Here is a 19,025-nt window from a genome sequence, read left to right as displayed (position 1 = left end):
CTCAGTCGTCCTCGCGCACCCCGCCGGGCCGCAGCGCTCGCCCGCCAAAGCGCCGCCGGACCTCGCTGAGCACGTCCTGGATCGCCTCGCCGGCCTGCTCCTTCGCCGCGGCCTCGGCCTGCGCCGCTCCCCCGAGGCCGAGCAGGGCGAGCTGCTCGCCGCCGCCTTCACGGCCCTCGCCCTTGCCCTCGACGAGCTCTCCCACGCTGACCCCCGTCAGGCGAAAGCGCCCGCCCTCGAGCTTGCCCTCGGCCTCGAGCTTGTCGAGGAGCGCGCGGGCGGCCGCGAAGATCTCTCGGGCGTCGCGGGTCGGCCGGGCCAAGGTCGCCTGCCGCGTCCAGGTGGTGAAGCTGACGTCGCGCAGCTTGATCTGGACCTTGCGCCCGCGCAGGTCCTTGGCGACCAGGCGATCCGCCACCCGCGTGGCCTGCTGGAGCATCCAGTCCTCGATCTGCGCCCGCGTGCTCAGGTCGTCTTCGAATGTGTTCTCGTGGCCGACCTGCTTGCGCTCGCGCCCCGGCACGACCGGCCGCGGATCGATGCCCAGGCTGAGCGCGTGCAGGTGGCGACCGTGCTCGCCGAGCTCGCGGACCAAGGTGAGCTCGCCCAGGCGAGCGATGTCGCCGATGGTCTCCACGCCATAGCGAGCCAGGGTCTGGGCCGTGCGCGGGCCCACGCCCCACAGCGCGCGCACGGGCAGCGGCTCCAAGAACGCGCGCTCCTCCCCGGCCGGGACCTGCGTGAGACCGTCGGGCTTGTCGCGCTCGCTGGCGATCTTGGCGATGAACTTGCAGCTCGCGATACCGACCGAGCAGGTCAGCCCCAGCTCGCTGTGCACCGCAGCACGAATCTGCTCCGCCGCCCGCCTGGCCGGACCATGGAGACGCTCGGTGCCGCTGAGATCCAAGAAGGCCTCGTCGATGGACAGGCCCTCGACCAGCGGGGTGAAGCGCTCGAAGATCGCAAACACCTCGCGCGAGACCTCGACGTAGCGACCGTGGCGGGGGCGGACGACCCTGGCCTGGGGACACTTGCGCAGGGCCACGGCCATGGGCTGGGCCGAGTGGCAGCCGAAGCGGCGGGCCGCGTAGGAGGCCGCGGCCACCACCCCGCGCTTGCCGGGGGAGCCGACCAGCAGCGGCAGGCCACGCAGCGAAGGATCGTCCCTGGCCTCGACGGACGCGAAGAAGGCGTCCATGTCGACGTGGAGGATCGTCCGCGAGGCAGACACGGGGCGCAGGCTAGCCGCCTGGCCGCCCATGGTGGAAGCCAGCGCGGTCCCGAGTGCGTCGCTGGGCGCCGAGGCCAAGGCACCTGGTCGCGCCGTGACATCGAGCGCCCCGAGCTGGGCTCGATGCACGCTCGGCGATCGCCCGCCTTCACTAAAACGTAATCAAAACAACAAAAAACCATATAAAAAAATCTCACAAACCAATATTTATTTAATTAATAACAAAACGTTGAATCCGAACATCCATCTGTGTTCAAGTCGAGCCATGAAAAAGACCATCTCCCCCATGTTCATGGCCCTGGCAGTCTGTTCCTCATTGGCAGCATGTGACACCGATGAATATCAAGATTATCAATTCGAACAAGACCGCTCGATCGAGGTCTCCTCTGCGGATCAACTGAGCGCGCCAGACGCCCAGCCCACCATCGTCCTCGGATCATCCGGAGGCGAGCTCCTCGCCAAGTCTGGGCCACTCCTCGCCTCCGACGATTTCGCCCCTCCTGCCCAGAACTTCGGTCCTGGCACCCATAGCATCAGCATCCCTGCGCTCTCCTGTGTCGCCCAAGGAGGCGCCATCTCGGGTGATTTGAACGGGTGCGAGGGGGGCACGACGACCCGAGCCAACGGAGACTCGGAATTCCCCTGCGCCATCACGGCCGAGGCCCCCGATGTCCGGACCACCTTCATCTGCCCGCTGGAGCTCCCCAGCGGCGCAAAGATCAACTCGGTGACAGCCCACGGCTACGACGACTCCAGCGACGCCTACATGGAGGCCGCGATCTGGCGGACCAGCAACGCCCACTTTGCGCCGGACTACTTCAGCCCGAGCTTCGAGGGGCAATGGCAGAGTTCAGGTCTCGCCAGCACGCCCGGGGCGTTCTCCTTCCCCGTCTATCTGAACACCGACCCCGCCCACACGGTCTCGGCGGGCTATCGCTACACTCTTGGTTTCGGCCTGGAGTATTCGACCATGACAGTGTTGGCCTTCGGCTTCGAGGTGACCTACACCGTGTCCTGAGGCGCACCTGCTCACCACGGCCGCCAGCTAGTGTGCGCGCCAGAGGACTTGAAGGGCCCCAGGCTTGGAGCACCGGCCGCTGACTTCGTTGCTCGTCAGTCATTTGTGCCCGACAAACTCCCTCCTCGCGCCTCGTCAGCGACCGGCGGTCCGGCGCCTGGGACCCTTCAAGTCCTCTGCCGCGCACACTAGCGACGTCGAGCTCCGTCGCGTGTAGATAGGCGACGTCGGGCTCGCGCAGCAGCGCACGCAGCAGCTGCGCGGGCCCGACGATCACCGCGGCGCCGCCTCCGGGCAGCACTCGCAGCGCGTAGCGTCGCCTGCGGGCCGCCCGAGCGCGGCGCTCGACGAGCGCGGCCAGCCCCTTGGCGCCCGCACGCACGCCAGGCGCAGCAGCACAATTGCCTCGAGCTGGTCCCCGCCGAGGCCCAGCTTCATTGCCCGCGCGAGCTTGGGATCGCAGCGCGGCCGCCTGGCCCAGTCGATCTTCGCCTGCGGCGGCCGGCGTCCCGGACCGCTGCGCAGCAGCTCGAGCGAGGAGCAGATCCCGGCCGACCACAGCCGGGCCTTCTCGGCATCGGACTGCCCGCCCCGCTTGGCTTGCAGGCGATAGTTGGGCCGCTTGCCGAAGGCCGCGAGGTGCATGAGCGTGATGGGGATCGCCAGCAGCCAGGTGAGCACGGAGAAGAAGGTGGTCTTGCCGCCAACGACAAAATTGTAGATGTCGACGAAGATCGAGTCGCCCTTCTTCTTCTTGCCGGGGAAGAGGTCGAGAGAGCCGACCTCGAGGGCGAGCTTGGCAACCTCCTCGACCGCCCCAAAGACGACGCCGATGACCCCGCGCAGCACGCCCACCCCCACGTCGAGGATGCTCTTGACCAGCTGGTGCGCGCACTAGCCAGCAGAACCGGCGCCTGCGCTGGTTTCTTGGCGATCGCGGCGATGTTGGTGATCGCCGCCCCGAGCCCCTCGGGGAGCACCTTGCCAGCCGCGACCATGGCCTCGCCGAGCTCTGCGATGACCTTGCCCAGCCGCTTGGCAGCCTTGGCCATGACCTTGGCGATCTGATCGACCAGGGGGATCTTGGAGAACAGCTTGCTGAGCAGCCAGTTGATGTATTCGAGCGGCTTGCTCAGCCAGCCCATGACCTTGTCGCTGACCTTGCCGACCTCCTTGGCCACCCCCTTGGCGACCTTGCTCACCTCGGTCCCGACCTCGGCCACGCCCTTGCCGGTGTGGACCTTGCCGCCGAGCTTGCGCGTGAGCGCGTCGAGGGCGTCGCCCGCCTCGTCGCCGACCCGGGCCAGACCCTTGTCGAGGGCCGCCTCGATCTTGCTCATGTCGCCCTCGGCGAGCTGCGCCAGGCCGCCCTCGAGCACCTCGAGCAGCTGCTTTTGGGTCTGGGCGATGGCCTTCCAGGGCAGCAGGTCGATCAAGAACTCGAGCAGCTTCAGCAGCTTGGCGCCGAGGCTCTCGAGCAGCTGCCACATCAGCTTACCGAGGGCCACGGTGCGGTCGAGGACGAACTCCACAGCCTCACCGGCGACGTTGATCACCGTGACCACGGTGTGCTTGCCAAGCTTGGTCACGTCCTTGCCGAGCCGTAGGCCGCCATGGCCCAGGTGCTTGCCGAAGCTCTCGATGTCGCCCTTGGCGACGTCCTTTTTCAGCTTGCGCCCAAGGGACTTGGTGCCCGAGGCCGCCGCGACCTTGGTGACCTTGGTGGGCCCTGCTGAAGAACCCCTGGAACCTCACCGACTTCGAGAGCCGAAAGCTCGACCAACTCCAGCGGACCACCCAGCGCATCTACCGGGCCTATTTGCTCGAGGAGGCTCTCGCTGCGGTGCTCGACTGCCGCTACATCTGGCTCGCTCGGTCCAAGCTCGACGAGTGGCTCAGCTGGGCCAGCCGCTCACGCCTGCGTCCCTTCGTCAAGCTCGCGCGGACCATACGCCAGCACCGCGAGGGCATCCTCGAGTACGTCCGCGACCGCCTCAACAACGGCCGCGTCGAGGGTCTCAACGGCAAGGCCCGGACGATCACCCGCCGGTCCTACGGCTTCCACTCGGCCGCCTCGCTCATCTCCATGCTCTTTCTATGCTGTGGCGGCATTCATGCGTATCCTGCCCACATCTACCCATTCTGGACCCACTAAACCTTGAGGAGAGCCATCTGTGTCCGCGTCGACGCCTGGACGCTGCCGAACGCTTAGTCGGCGATCTCAGCGAAGCAAGAGATTGACCACCAGCAGCGAGATCGCCACGACCACCACGGCCACATTGATCAGCAGCGCGGGCTTCCAAGGAGGCTTCGGCGTGGACACGGGCTGCTCAATCCGCGCTTGCAGCGAGGCGATCTTCTCCTCGAGGGCCAAGGTCTTCGCTCGACGTTGCTCCCGCATGGAGAACCTTTTCAGCGCCAGACCCAGGACGATCAGGGGCAGGTAGAGCAGGTAGGCCATCGCTCCCAGGGTCCAGGCGCCCCCGGGCACCACCTCCTCATGCCACTGGTTGAACCGCCGAATCTCCTTGGTAACGGGCCGCTCACATATTGCCCCGTAGTAGGGCTCCCAGGGGACATTTTGCAGCTTGTAGGGCCCGGTGCAGGTCTCGCAAGTGTGGGCACACAGCGCGTCGGCCTCCAGTCCAAAGAGGGGGCCACGGCCCGTGGCCATGCCGACGATCGACAAAAGGACCACCAGCACCAGCGTCACGAAATTGGCAGAGAACATGAAGCGCCCCGCCCTCACCGTCTTGCTCTTGCGATCGGCGAGCTCCTGCATGGCCCGCTGGCATCTCGCCGTCAGCTTGCGCTGCTTGAGCCGATGGCGGCTCTTGGGTATCAGGCCCAGCGCCCGCGCCCGCGTGGCGAGCCCAGGGACTGCGATGCGATGATAGGTGCCGATCGCCGCGTCGATGTCCCCGGCGAGCTCCTGCAAGTGCGCGCGAACCAGGCCCATGTCGGCCTCGCGTTTCTTGGTGACCGGGATCGCCGAGGCGCTGGCTCCGACTAGGGTCTCGACCTCGGCGATGCGCCCCCGTGCCAAGAGGCAGCGCACCCGCGCCCAACGATAGGCCGTGTCGAGCTCGAGGACCTCCGCGGCCTGATCGCAGTGGGCGAGCCAGTCCTCGGCGGCGTCGAGCTCACCGACGCCGACAGCCGCCTCGGCGAGGGCGCAACGAATCAGGTGGCGGTGGCCCGAATCACGCAGCAGGTCCAGCGCGAGCTCCAGCCGGGCGCGAGCACGGTCACCCACGCCAGCCGCGAGCATGAGCCGGCTCGAGTGGAGCGCCGCCCAACACAGCGCGTGCTGCTCTGCGCTCGAGTCGGTCCCCGCCACGGCCGGATCCTTGAGCTTGACCCACAGACTCTCGAGCTTTTCCGCCGCCCCCCCATGGGCCCGGGCCACCGCCGGGACCTCATCGAGGTCGTAGATATGACCGACGATCGGATGCTCGAGCTGGCCCCGCAAGCGCGAGAGTCTGGCGAGGTCCTCGGCCGGCGACAGCGGCTCGCGGCCATCGTCGCGATGCATCTCGACCTGGTACTCGGCGCCGCAGTAGTTGCAGCGGACCCGGTCACCGGCGTCCAAGATCAGCGCGGCTCCGCAGCCGCGGCACTCCAGATGACGGACCTCGAGGGAGAAGCTGGTCACCGCTACAACATAGCCAAAATCAGACCCCGACGCCGGGGAGCGCCGCGTCTATCAAAAATACGTCGGGCACCACCGTGCGCAGCCGCGACAGCGCCCCCACGGCCTCGCGGGCGCCGGCTTTTTGCAGCGCGGCCACGCCCTCGACCGCGGGCACCCGGATCAGCTGCTTGCGAGCCCGCGCGGCCTCCGACTCGCGACCACAGGCCGACAGCGCCCGCGCCTGCCACAGCAGGCACAGGGCCCGACGGTAGGACCCCTGCTCGCGCTCGAGAGCCCGGCCCAGGTGCCGGGCCGCGCCGGCGAAGTCCCCGGCCGAGATGGCGAAGATCGCCGCCAGGAACCGGTAGTTGGGCCCGCTGGGCGTGGCCGCGACCACTCGCTCGAGCATGGCCCGGACTTCGATCGGTGAGGCGCCCTCGAGGTGGGCCCGGGTCACGGCCACGTAGCCACGCATGGCTGCGGCCTGCGGCGTGGCCCAGCGGCCCTCGTCGAGAGCCGGCGACGCCGGGAGCTCGACGCGACCGACGGGGCCATCCCAGGAGTAGTCGACGTCGACGTAGGGCCCGAGGCCCGTGGGCGCGACGCCGGTCGAGATCCACACCCGGCTGGCCTCGGGCTCGAAGATCACGCTCTTGACCGTCATCGCCGAGACGATGCAGTTGCCGCCCAGGCGATCGTGAGCCTCCGGATCGGGAGCTCCCGGATCGCCGCAGTCGGCCAGCACGCCCTCGAGATCCTCACGGCTCAGCTGGCCACCGTGGCGAGCGCGGGCGCCATCGGCCCTTCACGTAGCGAAGCTCAGCTCGAGTTGCCCGGGCATCACCCGCCGCGGACGCGGAGGCGGCCGCGGACCCAGCCCCGCCTCCGCCAGCGCTCGCGGCGCAAGCATCGACCATGGAGGTCGGGTCGTGGGCGGAGGTTCGCCAGGCCGTGTTGGCAAAATCGCCGGGTTCGATCGCCGAGCTGAATATCGTTGGCCACGGAAACAAGAACTACCTCGGTCTTGCAGGCAAGATCACTCCAACTGCGCACGGGGTCGATGTCGACTTCACATCGTGGATGGACATTGGCGACTTCGAGACCGAGCGGATCCGAAGGATCGATCTCGAAGCCGCAAAGACCCAGACCGTGCCGGAGGATCCCGAGTCCATGGCGAATCGCTTCGCGCCGGGCGCGGCGATCAACATCTACGCTTGCCACGCGGGCGGCGGCTTCGCATTTGGGGAATCCCTCGCTAAGGCGCTGTGTGTGACCGTGCGAGCCTTCAGCCGCACGATCGGCTACTGCCCCGACATCGCCGACAATCGCAGCCGGATCACAGACCGCAGCTGGGTAGCGATCGGGGACTCGTGCGAAGGCCGAACCCGCGGCTTCACCAGCCTCCTCGGTCAGTTTGGCCAGGTCGGGCCCAACAAGCCGAAGAAGCCCGCCCTCGACCTATCGGGTGATCTATCCGACCTCTGACTCTCTAATCGCATCCGCGGCGCAGCGCCCGACTGACGACATGCTGGGGATCGTACTGGTCGACGAATAGGGCCTCGGGTCGGCCATCACCATCAAAGTCTCCGTACGCGACGGCGCCGAGGCTCAGGCCTTCGGGCAGGGGCAGCGAGCGGACCTCCGTGACGGCGCCGTCCTCGACGAGGAACTTGGAGACCGCGCTCGAAGACACGGCCTCGCCGCCCGGCTCGGCCGAGAGGTGGCGGGCGACGACCTCCAGGCACAGCCGACTCGAGTCGAGCTGCGACCGCTGGCCGAAGACCACCAGCGGGGTCGTGTCGTGCAGCGCCAGCGTGTCGTGTCGTCGCGCGGGGAGCTCGATCTGCGCGTCGACTCCGTCGTCGTCGAGGCGCAGCAACGCGACGCTGTCGCCTTCGAGGTGAAGGGCGAGCCCGATCTCGTCACCGACGACCGGCACGCTCTCGCACGCGCGCGGGACCAGGTACTCGCGGGCCTCGCCGAGGTCGAGGCGCCCGGCGTCTCGCCGCGTCGGCCACTCCAAGACGGCCAGACGACAGTGGTTCGTCCGCGGCTTGGGATGCGCGAGCAAGACCAGGCTCGGCGCTCCATCGCCGCGCAGATCCACGAGCGCGAGCCGATCGAACTCACCGAGCTCGGGCACCGGCCAGCTGCGCAGGACATGTACGGCTCCGGCCTGGTCAGCCTCGCGGCGCCACTCGAGCTCCACGATCGCGCCGGGTCCGGCCGCATAGGCGATCCCCTCGCGCAGCGTTCCTCCATCGTCGAGCACCAGCACCCGCCCTGGGCGCGCCTCGCCGGCGTCGTCGCGCCACGCGTCGACCTCGACGAGGCTGGTCTTCGTGTCCCAGCCTCCCTCGCCGCGCTCGGCTTCGACCACGATCACGCTCGTCGTCCTGTCGCCCCCGAGCAGGTACGCCTGATGGTCCCCGCGCGTCAGCGACGCGGCCGAGTAGACCAGCCTGTCGAGCCCGTCGAGCTGAACGCCGGGCTCGAGGGTGCTCGCCGCACCAAACGACACGGTGAGCTCGTTGGAGCAGCCCAGCAGCAGGTCGTCGCGGCCATCCTCGTCGAAGTCGCGCACGACCGACACGAACCACGGCATCCAGCCACACGAGCTCAGCCGGGCGTCGAGAACCCAGGAGAGGGCGTCGTCCGTGCTCGTTCCGTCGGGACTCGATGGCGCAGGGAGCTCGGGGTGGTCCGCGATCGTTCGTGGGCTTGGCTCGCACCCCGACGATTGGAGCACGCCCGTGCACAGCAGCGCGAAGACCCCCAGCGCTCGGGTCGTGGACCTCACCTGGCGATCATGGTTGACCGAGCCCGCGCGCGCAGCGAGCCGATCACGGGCTGGCTCAGGGAAGTCGGCAGACCGAGGTGGCGCGCAGCACGGCGGGGTGATCGGGATCGGGAGCGAGCTCTCCGGTCGCCAGGTAGCGCTCGCTCCCGCCGGTCACGAGCCCGCAGCAGCCGTTGTGACAGCGCAGATTGGGTCCTCCGGGGGCGGCGACGAGGGTCAGCTTGGGTCCGCGTCCGGTGTCACGCAGCGCGAGCGACGAGGCGCAGCTCGGCGGAGCGGAATTGGTGCAGGCCGTGTCGGTCTCCTCGGCCGTTCCCGCGACCTCGACCACGCCCGACGGCCGTTGCTCGAGCAGGCTCGCGATGTCGAGAGGCGTGTGCTCGCCGGCGCAGGTGGGCACCGACGGCGCGGGGCATCCCGCGGGCGGACCACCGCTGAGCGTGGTGAGCACGCCGACGGGCTCGGGCTCGGGCTCGGGCGTCGCGTCGTCCGTGTCTGGCTGCCGCACCTCGGCGGTCTCCGGCGTCGCGGTCGGACCGGCGTCGCAAGACAGCGCCCGCCGTCACGCCCAGCATCGCCAGGGAGATCACGAAGAAGGCCAGGTGGTACCAGGCGATCACGCTGGTGACCCGGGTCAGCAGGACCTCGAGCATCAGGGTCGACAGCGCGACCGCGAAGATGCCCAGATAGGTCAGCGGGCGCGAGGGGCTCGGATCGACTGCGCTGGCCTCGGTCAAAGTGGGGGCAGGCTATCAGGGGGCGGCATCCCAAAGCGCGGCGCTCGCGAAGCGCGAAATGCCGGCTCTACCCGCCCGCAGACAGGGCCAACTCGCCCTCGGCCATCCCCTGCCAGCAGGCGCAGGTCCAGGCGCTGTAGCCCTGAGCCTCGACCATGGCGGAGCCGGCCCACGCCGCGCTCTGCTCATCGCGGAGCTCGACGCTGATCGAGGCGCCCTCATCGAACTCGGGCAGCTCCGCGCTGATCCGCGCGCGGCCCTGGTCGACCTCGACAGCTGGGTCATCGCAGCTCACCTGGTCCTGCGGGCTGTCGGCGAAGACCGAGCTGCAGGTGGCTCGGAGCTCGCCGTCGACGCGGAGCTCGACCGTGTAGCTGCCCGCCGCGAACTCGCCGTCGGCGAGGGTGAAGCTGAGGATGGTGCGATCGGGTAGGCAGTCGCAGTCGTCCTTGCAGCTGGCGGGGAGCAGTAGCAGACAGGTGAGGGTGAAGGCTCTGAATCGCATGCGGTCTCCTGGGGGACGACTTTACCAGCGAGCGCGAGGCGGGTCACCAGCTCACGCACGCCTCCCATGCATCTTCTTCGGCCTTGCACTTGCGGCCGACGCGGTGGCAGCCGTCCTCGAGGTAGTCGATGACGCAGGCGTTGATCGCCACCCCCTCGGCGAAGCACCCTTGGGACGCGTCGATGTCGAGGTTGGACCAGCAGTTCACGTAGCAAAAGCCGCCGGGCTCGTAGTTGTCGTAGCCGCAAAACTCTGCGAAGTCGCAGAAGGCGTGGCAGACACCCGAGCCCGGCCGCTTGTGTCGCGCCTGCGCGCAAGAGTCCCACATCGCCGCGAAAGTCTCGGAGCAAGCGTCCCACTCTCGCTCTGGTGGGTTGGCCGACGCACATTGAAGCACCGCGATGGTGGCTGCCTCGCACACGTCCCCTCCAAGCATCCGTCCCGTTGCTAGCACATCCTCGCAGTCCTGTAGACAGCTACATGAACGGAAGCCGTTCCGCTCGTACCAGGCGCAGTACTCGACGCAGACGGGGTCGTGAATAATGAGCGGATCTTCTTCTTGACACTCGAGGACCTTTTCGCCACACGCTAGCGCCGAGAACGCTATCGCGAGGCTACAGGCGGTCAGGGACCTGCGCGTCGTCATTTGCAGCCCGGCCCAGTCCACTCGTAAGCGCCGCAAAACGAACTCGGATGAGCGTTCATGGCCGAGACTAGCGTGTCGAAGACAAAGCCTCGGATCCTGAGATTCCGACTCTCCACGGCCGAGTACTTGCCCTTCACAATCGCCACAATGCTCCGCCTCCCTCCATCCCATTTGTACACCGGCCCACCGCTATGACCCAATTGCATATCATGAGCCGTAAAAACGTATGAAATCTCCGTCCGACGGACCGACTTCAGATGGCCATACATTGATGAGCGACAGTTATCATCGGTGAGAGGCGAATCCACACAGCTGTTCCCTGACGAGGGAATTCCAAAGTTCCACACAGACTCCCCGGCCAGCGCATAGTCCTCCTTGAATCCAAAGCTTGGAAACTGAGCACTCGAAGCGTTGTCGTAGAGAACGAGAACTGCAAAGTCATGAGAGCTCCTTTCTTCCTCATACCACTTCGGCGCGATGAAGTACCACGACACATTCTTCACACCATTCGGCGTATCGTCGACCGCCACGCCACTAGTGTGCGCGGCAGAGGACTTGAAGGGCCCCAGGCTTGGAGCACCGGCCGCTGACTTCGTTGCTCGTCAGTCATTTGTGCCCGACAAACTCCCTCCTCGCGCCTCGTCAGCAACCGGCGGTCCGGCGCCTGGGACCCTTCAAGTCCTCTGCCGCGCACACTAGTTGCAGCGACACCATCCTCCCCAGCCCACCAGTCCTTGGGATAGAAGAACCCGTTCGCCCAGACCGCATGACCGACAGTGAGGAGATGACGCGGCCCGATCTTCGTGGCCGTCCCCGAGGTATTATCGATATCACTGTCTTCGAGATCCCAGCCATCTGGTGGCAGCCCACCAATCCTGACCCAGGACTGTTTCACGCTGGTCATCGAGTGACCACTATATGCGCTGCGAATCTCCCGATCATCCGAGCCGATGATCCCCTCCGCACGAAAGGTCTCCCCCTCGCCGTCATCTGCTGCTTGCGGCTCTTCCTGGTCGGCTCCCTGAACATTGGGAACCACCGAGGGCACGGTCAACTCGATGAACTCATCACGATTGCCCCGGCGAACATCCATATAAGCGGCAGCGCGTCGCCAAGGTGTTTGGCTGATCCGAGCCGATTACGGCGAAGCCAGCGCGAACTCACCGATGATCAGCGGCTCGGAGGCGGGTCCGACCTCGGGCAAGTCGTCTCTGAAGTTGTGAAGCTCCGGGTTGCTCCTGCGACTCAGGGCGATCCGCAGCCGACCCTCGAGCTCGACGGCGGCGAAGGCCAGCAGCCCCGAGGAGACCGAGCCGAGCAGCTCGCCCTCGCTGTCGAGGACGACGAGCTCGAAGGGTACCGCGGTCATCGCCAGCATCGCCCCCGACGGGCTCGCGGAGGCGGCATTCCACGATGAGATCGCGGGCGGCAGCGCCACGGTGCGCTCGCTGAGGAGGGTCTCGCCGGTGCTGGAGAGAAAGCGCAGGGTCGTCTGCGGCTCGTCCTCGTTTGTTGGGGCGCCGAGGACGAGCGGCGCGGAGCCGAACACGACCAGCTGACCCGCTCGCGGTCCGCCGTCGATGGCGACGGCCGCCATCCAGATGCCGTCGACGTCGAAGGTCCCGCGTTCGTCCCCGGTGTCGATGTCCAGCGAGATCAGTCGCCGCAGGTCCTCGTCGACGACGACCGCGTCCGCCCAGGCGCTCAGCACCCTGGGCGCGAACGCGAACGACCGACGCCAGCGCGCGTGACCGTCGAGGTCGTAGGCCACGAGCTCACCGAGGTTCGCCGACAAGTCGCGCGTGAGCACGAACAGCCGGCGACCCAGCGCCAGAAGCTTGGTCGTGGTCCCCGGTCCCAACGCCAGCGAGGCCGTGAGTCGACCGTCATGATCGAAGATCAGCAGCGCGTAGCGGTCATTCATGCAATGGATCGTGGTCGCAAACCAGCCCTCGTCGCCGACCGCGAGCGACACCAGGCCTGAGGCCACCACCGGCGAGCCGGCTTTGCAGCCAGCGATGTCGATGCCCGAGAGGTCCATGGTGGCCAGTAGCCGGCCCTGACCGTCGTAGCGCATCATGGCGTCGCGGAGCTCGAACGCACCGCGGGCGAGGAGCTCGTCGGGGCCGCGCCAGGCCAGGGCCAAGGGCTCCACGCGGTGGTAGGGGTGGGTCTGCACCCACGCGGGCTGCCAACGCGCTTTCTTGGACTGGGGGTGGAGTCGCTTTGGTTTCCAGCTGGCTGGGTGGGCGGGAGCTTGCCACAGGCTCGGTCCCTCGCCGACGGGCAGGGGGAGCGGCGTGCTGTCGGGTGCCCGCGCGGCCTCGGGTGCCGGCGCGGTCTCGGGTGGATTCTCGGGCGCCGGCGCGTTCTCGAGTACATCCTCGGCGGCCGGCGCCGCCCCACCCGACGGCCTCGCTCCGTCCCCGCAGGCCACGCCGACGATCAACGGCATCAGCGCCAGCACCAGCCTCGATGGACCAAGTGACACGAGCGATCGTACACCGCTGTTGCGACGCCATCAACAAGGGCCGGTGGGGTGATCTCTGAGCGGCTAAAATGCGTTCAACACATGGATCAGCCGCGATGTCGACCTGGCTGCCCACGAGGCGGCTGGGTTTCTCCACGACCCCAGGCCGTTGTGGAAGAGACCCGTGTTCAAGATCATCGAGAAATGGCACGCGCGCCACTCGTCCAAAAACCCCCGACCCCCCGAGCCCGAACCGTTCAGACGTCGGCCTCGACGCTGCGCGCGAACTCCCAGGGTCAGCGCCTCTCTCCCTCGGTCAAGGCACAGGTGACCGGGCCCACGGCAGCTCCCGCGCAGGAGGTCATCGTCCATGACGACGGCTTCTCCGACCACACCTGCGCTCGCCTCAACACCGCGGCCTTCACGGTCTCCAATCACGTCTTCATGTCGAGGTCGAGCGCGGACTTGAGCCAGCCGCAGAACCTTCGCACGCTAGCGCACGAGGTCGCCCACGTCGGTCAGCAGACCCGCGGAGACGTCGCACCACGCATCCAGCGGGCGAATAGCAAATACACGACCATCGCTCCCGTCGAGGCGCCCGAGGCATATGACAGCAAGCCTTCCAACCCGGCCCTCGAGAGCAGCCCCAGCGACGCTTATAAGCTCCAGCGCGTACAGGATCGCAATTATACCGATCGTGAAAATGGACTCAAGGACTCAATCAAGCTGTACTTTGATCGCCTGACATCCGAGTGGGAGGAGCAGGGGTTCTTCAATCCAGACTATCATGAAGGGCTCAAGGAAAGCTACCGAGATCTCCTGAAGAACTCGACCGACAGGCTCACCCATCACTGCATGGCGGCCGAGGCCTACGACATGGCGATCATGCAGAAGCTCTTTGCGCTCGATGGCTTGATCAATTCTGAGTACATGCTCGAGTTGCAAAAAGACTACAAATCGCAGACCAAGAAAGTCAATGATCTAATGACGAAGCGAGGTAGGCTCCGTGGCCTGGGAAATCAGAGCCTGGTCTCTGCACAGACCTGGGTGGAAAAGACCTATCCGAGTCTCGCTCGTGCTGCAAAAAAGAAAGGAAATCTCGAAAACGAGACGAATTACGAGCGCCTGCGGAAGGAGAAGGCCGTGAAGGTGGCGGCTGCGACCGATGAATTGAAGAACAGTGATCAGTACAAGAAGTTGCATGAGACCGAGGCGATACTCAATGATGTCATCTCGCCCTATTTCAATGACATGGTCACGCTCAACAAGTTGTATGAGACCGAGCTCACGGCCATCGACGAGGCCAAGGCTGCCGCTACCGAGGTTGGGTTCACGTTCCTGCCCACGAACAAACCGCGGCAGTGGCGGACGAAGGGCATGTCCAAACCGCTCAAGGCCACCATCCGCAACCACGATCTCGAGCAGGTCATCGCCAGCGCGATCATTCCCTACTGTCCGGTCATCGAGTTCGCCCCCGATCCCGACCGGAAGGCGACGTCGGAAGATATCCGCAAGCTCTATCTCAAGCTCATGGTCGCGCGCAAGCTCGACACGATGAGCGTCGACGAGATGACCACGTTCATCGAGGAGGTCGCCGTCGCGGATCCACAGCTGATGCAAGACTTCGTCGTCCTCAGCGTACTCGAATTCGCCGGGACCGAGTGGGGATCCGCCCACGGCTCCTGGCTCGATCCTCGCGGCTTGGTCAAGCTCCTCGTCGCCGACACCCTGCTCTTCGAACTGTCGAGGAAGAGTAAGCTGAAGACAAATGAAGCCAAGTACTTCAAAAATCTCAAAGACACGAAGATGGTCACCCACTACCCCGGCAGCGTCGGCGGCAACCCAGGCAAGGTGCTCGCGGCCATCTCGGAGATGCAGCCAGGTGCCGCGCTGACCTACCTCGTCGAACTGCGACGAACGTCCGGCCCTGGCGAGACCGCTGACTATCCCGACTTTGCGTGGGTCCAGACCGTGCTCAATACTCAGCTGTTTTTGCAGGACTCGTACTACAATGATGTCGCCAGTAAGTACAACAAGTACCTGACCGCTGACAGCAAGGGCCGCCTGGTGTATGATTACGCCAGTGACAATCGCATCAGCGGCAACAAGGCCGGCCGCTGGCGCCGACACATGCAGGAGTGGATGCAGCGGGGCGCGGTGTCGTGGCGAAAGATGGCGGTCGGAACGGTTACCAGCGAAGATGACAAAATTACCGCGGAAAACCCAGTTCGAGAGCCAAACTTCATGCTCAACGAGGCCGTCTGCAACGAGATCGCCGAACTCACACAGGCGAAGTGCGGCCGCGTCCAGCCCGGCGGGCTCTCTGGCAACGCGAAACAATTTGCTCTTGCACGTGGGGGGCTTCATGTCGTCAGTGATCCATCGGCGCAGTTGGTTCCGTGCGCGGCGTTGTTCTGGCTCGATTGGAGCAAGCGGAAACCCAACCCCGAGAATCGGGTGGACTATCGTGCATACTTCGAGTTGACGACGGAGGAGAAGACTCCCTTCGTGTTCGAGAAGAAGCCTGATGCGCCGAAGGAAAGTGACGAAGATAAAAAGGGTGAAGAGAATGGTGCTGACAAACCTTCATCGCCGAAGTTTGCGACTTTTGTTGAGAGCCCCTATACGTACAAGGTTCCCAATGCTTGCGCCGACGGGTCCGCTTCGGGGCAATGCCCGATCTCGAGGACTGGGCCAGACGGCTTGCAACATCTGTGGTGGAAGCATGAGGCGACCGTGGCCTTCCCTCCCTATCGCGGCCAGCTGATTACCTTTGAACCGGAGAACCCCGACCATACCGAGGGCGCGCTCAACGTCGCCCAGCTACGCAAGCGACCGCTGTCCAAGCTGGAGAAGCAATGGGATGTGCGTGTTGGTTCGGACGCCCACTCCAAGAGCGGGACAATTCTTCCGTCGCGTGCCCCCTGGGAGTTGCTCGATCGGAAAGGATCTGGAGGCGGGGGCTTCCGCGATGTCGGCAACACCGACTCCAGCTGGGGGACCTTCCTCGGCGTACCCAAGCGCGAAGCGCCGGCCGCCAAGAAGGCGGAGACCAAGCCGTCCCTGCCTACGCTCGACGATATCATCGCCAAGGTGTTTGGCTGATCCGAGCCGATTACGGCGAAGCCAGCGCGAACTCACGGATGATCAGCGGCTCGGAGGCGGGTCCGACCTCGGGCAAGTCGTCTCTGAAGTTGTGAAGCTCCGGGTTGCTCCTGCGACTCAGGGCGATCCGCAGCCGACCCTCGAGCTCGACGGCGGCGAAGGCCAGCAGCCCCGAGGAGACCGAGCCGAGCAGCTCGCCCTCGCTGTCGAGGACGACGAGCTCGAAGGGTACCGCGGTCATCGCCAGCATCGCCCCCGACGGGCTCGCGGAGGCGGCATTCCACGATGAGATCGCGGGCGGCAGCGCCACGGTGCGCTCGCTGAGGAGGGTCTCTCCGGTGCTGGAGAGGAAGCGCAGGGTCGTCTGCGGCTCGTCCTCGTTTGTTGGGGCGCCGAGGACGAGCGGCGCGGAGCCGAACACGGCCAGCTGACCCGCTCGCGGTCCGCCGTCGATGGCGACGGCCGCCATCCAGATGCCGTCGACGTCGAAGGTCGCGCGTTCGTCCCCGGTGTCGATGTCCAGCGAGATCAGTCGCCGCAGGTCCTCGTCGACGACGACCGCGTCCGCCCAGGCGCTCAGCACCCTGGGCGCGAACGCGAACGACCGACGCCAGCGCGCGTGACCGTCGAGGTCGTAGGCCACGAGCTCACCGAGGTTCGCCGACAGGTCGCGCGTGAGCACGAACAGCCGGCGACCCAGCGCCAGAAGCTTGGTCGTGGTCGCCATTCCCAGCTTCAGCGAGGCCGTGAGTCGACCGTCATGATCGAAGATCAGCAGTCCGTCGTGGCCGTCCATGCACTGGAGCGTGGTCGCAAACCAGCCCTCGTCGCCCACGGCGATCGCCACCAGGTTCGACGCCACCACTGGCGAGCCGAGATCGCAGCCGGCGATGTCGATGCCCGAGAGGTCCATGGTGGCCAGTAGCCGGCCCTGACCGTCGTAGCGCATCATGGCGTCGCGGAGCTCGAACGCACCGCGGGCGAGGAGCTCGTCGGGGCCGCGCCAGGCCAGGGCCAAGGGCTCCACGCGGTGGTAGGGGTGGGTCTGCACCCACGCGGGCTGCCAGCGCGCTTTCTTGGACTGGGGGTGGAGGCGCTTTGGTTTCCAGCTGGCTGGGTGGGCGGGAGCTTGCCACAGGCTCGGTCCCTCGCCGACGGGCAGGGGGAGCGGCGTGCTGTCGGGTGCCCGCGCGGCCTCGGGTGCCGGCGCGGTCTCGGGTGGATTCTCGGGCGCCGGCGCGTTCTCGAGTACATCCTCGGCGGCCGGCGCCGCCCCACCCGACGGCCTCGCTCCGTCCCCGCAGGCCACGCCGACGATCAACGGCATCAGCGCCAGCACCAGCCTCGATGGACCAAGTGACACGAGCGATCGTACACCGCTGTTGCGACGCCATCAACAAGGGCCGGTGGGGTGATCTCTGAGCGGCTAAAATGCGTGCAACACATGGATCAGCCGCGATGTCGACCTGGCTGCCCACGAGGCGGCTGGGTTTCTCCACGACCCCTTTTGGCATGACCAGCGAGCACACCGTGGTAGCGGATCATGTGGAAACTCGGCGGCGGGATCAGGGCGGCGAGTCGACCGATGAAGTCGAGCGAGTCGAGAACAACGACATCGGCGTAGATCTCCGCTTCCCCTTTCACGCCGCTGCGCTGGAGCCTATGCACTGGATTTAGGATTAGTAGATCACCCTGAGGTCTTCAGGGTTGTACTCAACCGATGTTCCTCCATAGCCCAACTTCCACATTCGATAGGTTTCGCAGGCGACGAACCCCCGCTTCCGGCCAAGGTGAGTAGTCCGAGAACTACTGCTGCATAGCACCTGTGTCCCCTTCTTGACCGAAACCCAATCTCCGTCCGAGTCCAAGCCCTTGGCGTTTGAGACGACTTCGGCAATGAATGGCCAGCCGCGGCTGGAGGCTTTGTTTACCCCGCACGTCCAGTAGGGGGTTGCAACGAAGTTCCTCTTGTCGATGTAAAAATAATCGGTTCCGCCGACTTCCCGCACGAGTAGCACTCCCGTGTAGTTGCCCCATCCATGGTGTCGAAGGACTTGCTGCTCCACGACGATCGGCGTCTTGTGCGCGACAGTCTTGTTTGTGGGCTTGTAGTTTTCCGGGCCTGTCTGGACATGAACCCGCGCTTTCCAATTATTCTTGGGGAGCTTGTTGGTGTAGGTTGATGGGATGCTCCCCATGACGAATCCACGCAATCCGCTGAACCTGGGTTCGTTCCTCCCTTCCTGAACCACGAATGCATCGCAATCCGGCTCGGGTTGATCGGCGGATTCGCTCCCGCTCTCCTGCTCCGGAAGTTCGTCCTCTTCCTCCACGGCGATGTCAGCGGTTGGGACTGGGGTCTTGGTTTCGCTGCTCTCGATTGGCGATTGCTCCTCAACTCGGGGAGGCTCAAGACCGGGTCCTACCGCCATCTCGGCGGTGGTGGCGGGGGGCGTGTTCTTGGCCGCTGTGGCACGGGTTTGTGTTGCTGCGGACTCGCTCGTCGCGCCGCTTGTCATCTGGCTACAGACAGACGCTGGCACTCCACATAGAATTGGGCTGACAAAGACCAGAGCGAACAGGATTCCATTCCGTTTGGCGCGTTGGTCGCTCATATTCTTGGACCTCAGCTCGTCGCGCTGGGGCATTCGCCCTTCGCCCCGACTGAAAGGGGGGAGCCAGGTTCGTGGGATGACAGGCCACGGCAGCAGCTCGTCGCTCGCGGAGCGCCTGGAGCGTCGGCCCCGACGGGCGGCTCGCTAGTGCTCCGCTCGGCCAGCGACGGTATCGGCGGATTCGACGAAGATCCCTGGACGTGCTCGAGGTGAAAGAGACGCTCGCAGTAGACCTGCTCGTTGCACATCCTGACGGGGAGCAAC

At 65.9% G+C, this 19,025-nt stretch carries 18 protein-coding genes; 5 read left to right on the top strand and 13 right to left on the bottom strand.

All coding sequences use genetic code 11. The features are described from left to right. Position 1 precedes the first annotated feature (1 nt). Entirely contained in the window at positions 2 to 1,360 is a 1,359-nt protein-coding gene (locus tag G6O69_RS15895) for a DNA polymerase IV (protein ID WP_176396875.1), read from the bottom strand. A 187-nt stretch (positions 1,361 to 1,547) separates the two neighbouring features. Between G6O69_RS15895 and G6O69_RS15890 the strand changes: the two genes are divergently transcribed. Continuing rightward, positions 1,548 to 2,249 (top strand): hypothetical protein, encoded by a 702-nt coding sequence (locus tag G6O69_RS15890; RefSeq protein WP_176396874.1) that lies wholly within the window; start codon positions 1,548 to 1,550, stop codon positions 2,247 to 2,249. 273 nt (positions 2,250 to 2,522) lie between these two features. Here G6O69_RS15890 and G6O69_RS15885 read toward each other — a convergent pair whose 3' ends face one another. Together G6O69_RS15885 and G6O69_RS15880 are read right to left on the bottom strand one after the other, a co-directional pair. Next, positions 2,523 to 2,687: a hypothetical protein gene (locus G6O69_RS15885; RefSeq protein WP_176396873.1), complete on the bottom strand. Its 165-nt coding sequence runs from the start codon at positions 2,685 to 2,687 to the stop codon at positions 2,523 to 2,525. Then, positions 2,684 to 3,838, bottom strand: a complete 1,155-nt coding sequence (locus G6O69_RS15880) for a methyl-accepting chemotaxis protein (RefSeq protein ID WP_176396872.1) — start codon at positions 3,836 to 3,838, stop codon at positions 2,684 to 2,686. The genes G6O69_RS15885 and G6O69_RS15880 overlap by 4 nt, the downstream gene beginning before the upstream one ends. Positions 3,839 to 3,978: 140 nt before the next feature. On the opposite strand from G6O69_RS15880, the gene G6O69_RS15875 reads away from it, so the two are divergent. Next, complete coding sequence (locus tag G6O69_RS15875) at positions 3,979 to 4,404, top strand: transposase (RefSeq protein ID WP_172308248.1); 426 nt, start codon at positions 3,979 to 3,981, stop codon at positions 4,402 to 4,404. Between the two features lie 66 nt (positions 4,405 to 4,470). Here the strand turns inward: G6O69_RS15875 and G6O69_RS15870 are convergent, their stop codons facing one another. Next, a complete protein-coding gene (locus tag G6O69_RS15870; protein ID WP_172304341.1) occupies positions 4,471 to 5,904 on the bottom strand; it encodes a hypothetical protein in 1,434 nt (477 codons plus the stop codon). Positions 5,905 to 5,923: 19 nt separating this feature from the next. Continuing rightward, on the bottom strand, positions 5,924 to 6,628 hold the full coding sequence (locus tag G6O69_RS15865) for a hypothetical protein (protein WP_172304340.1): 705 nt from the start codon (positions 6,626 to 6,628) through the stop codon (positions 5,924 to 5,926). Positions 6,629 to 6,834: 206 nt separating this feature from the next. Here G6O69_RS15865 and G6O69_RS15860 point away from each other — a divergent pair, with 206 nt between their 5' ends. Further along, positions 6,835 to 7,368 (top strand): hypothetical protein, encoded by a 534-nt coding sequence (locus G6O69_RS15860; protein WP_176396871.1) that lies wholly within the window; start codon positions 6,835 to 6,837, stop codon positions 7,366 to 7,368. Between the two features lie 4 nt (positions 7,369 to 7,372). On the opposite strand, the gene G6O69_RS15855 is transcribed toward G6O69_RS15860, so the two are convergent. The 6 genes from G6O69_RS15855 to G6O69_RS15825 all read right to left on the bottom strand — a co-directional run bounded on the left by G6O69_RS15855 (position 7,373) and on the right by G6O69_RS15825 (position 13,062). After that, the gene (locus G6O69_RS15855) at positions 7,373 to 8,683 is read right to left on the bottom strand and encodes a hypothetical protein (protein ID WP_172304338.1); all 1,311 of its coding nucleotides are present in this window, start codon (positions 8,681 to 8,683) and stop codon (positions 7,373 to 7,375) included. Between the two features lie 55 nt (positions 8,684 to 8,738). Then, positions 8,739 to 9,191 carry a hypothetical protein gene (locus G6O69_RS15850; RefSeq protein WP_172304337.1) on the bottom strand — a complete coding sequence of 151 codons (453 nt, stop codon included), beginning with the start codon at positions 9,189 to 9,191 and terminating at the stop codon, positions 8,739 to 8,741. A gap of 296 nt (positions 9,192 to 9,487) precedes the next feature. Further along, positions 9,488 to 9,925, bottom strand: a complete 438-nt coding sequence (locus tag G6O69_RS15845) for a hypothetical protein (RefSeq protein WP_172304336.1) — start codon at positions 9,923 to 9,925, stop codon at positions 9,488 to 9,490. Positions 9,926 to 9,968: 43 nt separating this feature from the next. Next, on the bottom strand, positions 9,969 to 10,346 hold the full coding sequence (locus G6O69_RS15840) for a hypothetical protein (protein ID WP_176396870.1): 378 nt from the start codon (positions 10,344 to 10,346) through the stop codon (positions 9,969 to 9,971). 724 nt (positions 10,347 to 11,070) lie between these two features. After that, positions 11,071 to 11,664, bottom strand: coding sequence for a hypothetical protein (locus tag G6O69_RS15830; protein ID WP_176396869.1), 594 nt, complete (start codon positions 11,662 to 11,664; stop codon positions 11,071 to 11,073). Between the two features lie 45 nt (positions 11,665 to 11,709). Next, positions 11,710 to 13,062, bottom strand: coding sequence for a PQQ-like beta-propeller repeat protein (locus G6O69_RS15825; protein ID WP_176396868.1), 1,353 nt, complete (start codon positions 13,060 to 13,062; stop codon positions 11,710 to 11,712). Positions 13,063 to 13,143: 81 nt separating this feature from the next. Between G6O69_RS15825 and G6O69_RS15820 the strand changes: the two genes are divergently transcribed. Beyond that, entirely contained in the window at positions 13,144 to 16,146 is a 3,003-nt protein-coding gene (locus tag G6O69_RS15820; RefSeq protein ID WP_346017052.1) for a DUF4157 domain-containing protein, read from the top strand. Positions 16,147 to 16,156: 10 nt separating this feature from the next. On the opposite strand, the gene G6O69_RS15815 is transcribed toward G6O69_RS15820, so the two are convergent. Then, entirely contained in the window at positions 16,157 to 17,509 is a 1,353-nt protein-coding gene (locus tag G6O69_RS15815) for a PQQ-like beta-propeller repeat protein (RefSeq protein ID WP_176396866.1), read from the bottom strand. 95 nt (positions 17,510 to 17,604) lie between these two features. Between G6O69_RS15815 and G6O69_RS40200 the strand changes: the two genes are divergently transcribed. After that, positions 17,605 to 17,823: a hypothetical protein gene (locus G6O69_RS40200; protein ID WP_255215792.1), complete on the top strand. Its 219-nt coding sequence runs from the start codon at positions 17,605 to 17,607 to the stop codon at positions 17,821 to 17,823. A gap of 2 nt (positions 17,824 to 17,825) precedes the next feature. Here the strand turns inward: G6O69_RS40200 and G6O69_RS15805 are convergent, their stop codons facing one another. After that, complete coding sequence (locus tag G6O69_RS15805) at positions 17,826 to 18,479, bottom strand: hypothetical protein (protein ID WP_172304329.1); 654 nt, start codon at positions 18,477 to 18,479, stop codon at positions 17,826 to 17,828. Positions 18,480 to 19,025 lie beyond the last annotated feature (546 nt).

The sequence above is a fragment of the Pseudenhygromyxa sp. WMMC2535 genome (genome assembly GCF_011083025.2).
Note: the sequence above shows the minus strand (reverse complement) of the source record. Positions and strands in the feature narration are given on the sequence as shown.